Source organism: Streptomyces sp. NPDC054840 (assembly GCF_053611065.1).
The window spans coordinates 1-2,295 of record NZ_JBSGZP010000926.1 but is presented as its reverse complement, the minus strand read 5'-3'; the positions used below and the strand labels follow the sequence as shown (position 1 = coordinate 2,295).

At 71.4% G+C, this 2,295-nt stretch carries 1 protein-coding gene; it reads right to left on the bottom strand.

Annotation, left to right across the window (positions count from 1 at the left end):
• Positions 1-21: 21 nt before the first annotated feature.
• On the bottom strand, positions 22-1,593 hold the full coding sequence (locus tag ACWGIU_RS36035; protein WP_453712301.1) for a S8 family peptidase: 1,572 nt from the start codon (positions 1,591-1,593) through the stop codon (positions 22-24).
• Positions 1,594-2,295 lie beyond the last annotated feature (702 nt).

The following is a 2,295-nucleotide window of genomic DNA, read 5'->3' as shown; positions in this document are numbered from 1 at the left end:
GTCACGCGCCGTTCCCCGGTCTCAGAACTGGAGCGCCCACGAGTCGATCTTGCCGGTGTCGATGTTGGCGTTGTCGTTCACGCGGAGCTTCCACACCCCGTCGGCCACCTCGGCGGAGGCGTTCACCGTGAAGGTCTTGATAATGTTGTCCGCGCTGCCGCCGGTGCGGTTGTGCAGGGTGTAGACGGTGCCGTCGGGTGCGACAAGGTCCACCTTGAGGTCACCGATGTACGTGTGCTTGATGTCGACCGCGACGGCCAGTGACGCCGGCGCGTTGCCGGCGACCCCGCCTACGGTGACGGGCGACTCGACGGTGGCGTTGTCGTTGATCGCGTAGTCGGCGGTGTTCTCGAACCGCTTGCCGGGCGGGACGGTGCCGCCCTCACCGACGTTGAGCAGGAGGTTCGGGGAGCCCGTGCCAGGGCTGGTCACCACGTTCGGGGTCGCCGCGCTCACCAGGCCGTCGCGGACCTGGGCCGGGGTGCTCGCCGGGTTCTGCGCCAGGTAGAGCGCGGCCGCACCGACCACGTGCGGGGTGGCCATCGAGGTGCCGGAGATGGTGTTGGTGGCCGCGTCGCCGGTGCCCCACGAGGAGGTGATGGAGGAGCCCGGCGCGAAGAGGTCCAGGACGGTGCCGTAGTTGGAGTAGTTGGCCTTGGCGTCGGTGTTGGTGGTGGCGCCGACCGTGATGGCCTCGGCCACGCGCGCCGGGGACTTCGTCGAGGCGTTGGTGGACTCGTTGCCCGCGGCGACTCCGTAGGTGATGCCGGAGGCGATGGAGTTGCGCACGGCCGTGTCGAGCGCTGAGTCCGCGCCGCCGCCGAGCGACATGTTGGCCACCGCCGGCTTGACCGCGTTGCGGGTCACCCAGTCGATGCCCGCGACGACCTGGGCCGTCGTACCGCTGCCGTTGTTGTCGAGCACGCGGACGCCGACGATCTTGGCCTTCTTGGCCACGCCGTACGCGCCGCCCGCGACGGTGCCGGCGACGTGCGTGCCGTGGCCGTGGCCGTCCTGGGCGGTGTTGTCGTTGTCGATGGCGTCGTAGCCGTAGGAGGCGCGGCTGCCGAAGTCCTGGTGCGTGACGCGGACGCCGGTGTCGATGATGTAGGCGGTGACGCCCTCGCCGGCCTTGTCCGGGTAGGTGTAGCTCTGGTTGAGCGGGAGCGCGCGCTGGTCGATGCGGTCCAGACCCCAGGACGGCGGGTTGGGCTGGGTCGCGTCGACGGTGAAGACACGATTCTGCACGACGGACCTGACCGCCGGGTCGGCGGCGAGCTTCCTCGCCTGCGCCTCGGAGACCTCGACGGAGTAGCCGTTGAGGGCGGCACTGTAGGTCTTGTCGATCTTCGCACCGTACCGCTCGGCGACGGCCCTGCCGCTGTCGGCGGTGGAGCGGGCGGCGGAGTCCTTCAGGGTCACGATGTAGCTGCCGGAGACGGTTCCGGCGGCGCCGGCGTTCTCGATGACGCCCTGCGGGCCGTTGTCGGCCGCCGAGGCGGGTAACGCGGCGGCCGCGCCGAGCGCGAGGGCGACGACGGCGGTCGCGCTGATGCCGGCGAGCCTCCGGCGAGTGTGACGCATCACGGACATGTGGGGGGTCCTCCTCTGGAGTGGGCACTGCGGGGCGGAGCGGCAGCATGACGGAACGACATGGACATGACCATGACAATTCGAGCCGACAGGCTGTCGCTACGAAAGGTTGACCCACGGGTGCCACACCCACAAGAGGCCTACAGACGCGTAACGTCCCTGCCATGCCCCGGTCATGATTGAGCAAAGGTGCTCCGCACATGACGGAGGCACGGCCCGGCCGTGCCGAGCCCGTCCGCGCCGCGCGGGCCGGCTCGCGGACGGCTCCCCCGCCCCTGCCCGTCGGATGGGTCCCCCGGTACCTCGTTTTCCCGCCGCACCCGACACGCCGCCGGTACCCGGCCGCGGGGGCGAACTCGCCGTCTCTGTACGGGTCCGCACCGTCAGCGCCTGGCACGTTCCCGGCACCCCCGGAGAAGGGGCACGCGTCGGCCGTGCCGCCGACCGGACGGGTTCAGGCCAAGCGGGACCTCCTCGCGTCGGCCCGGTCGAGCGAGGGGCCGGGGCGCGGAGATGCCCGCGGATGCGGCTCCGCGGCCGGCTCCGGAGCGGGTCCTGGCGGGCTGCGGCGACCACGGGGGACGCCCGACGCCGGCGCGTACCGTGGGCGTGGCGGGCCGAGTTGTGAAATTTTCGTGCGCGCCGTCCTCGCCGGCGGATGGGAGACGGGTGCGACAGGCCTACGGGGCGAGGTGCCACCAC

Excerpts from the sequence above, each read along its gene's own strand:
- ACWGIU_RS36035 (WP_453712301.1), bottom strand. The coding sequence starts at position 1,593 with ATGTCCGTGATGCGTCACACTCGCCGGAGGCTCGCCGGCATCAGCGCG.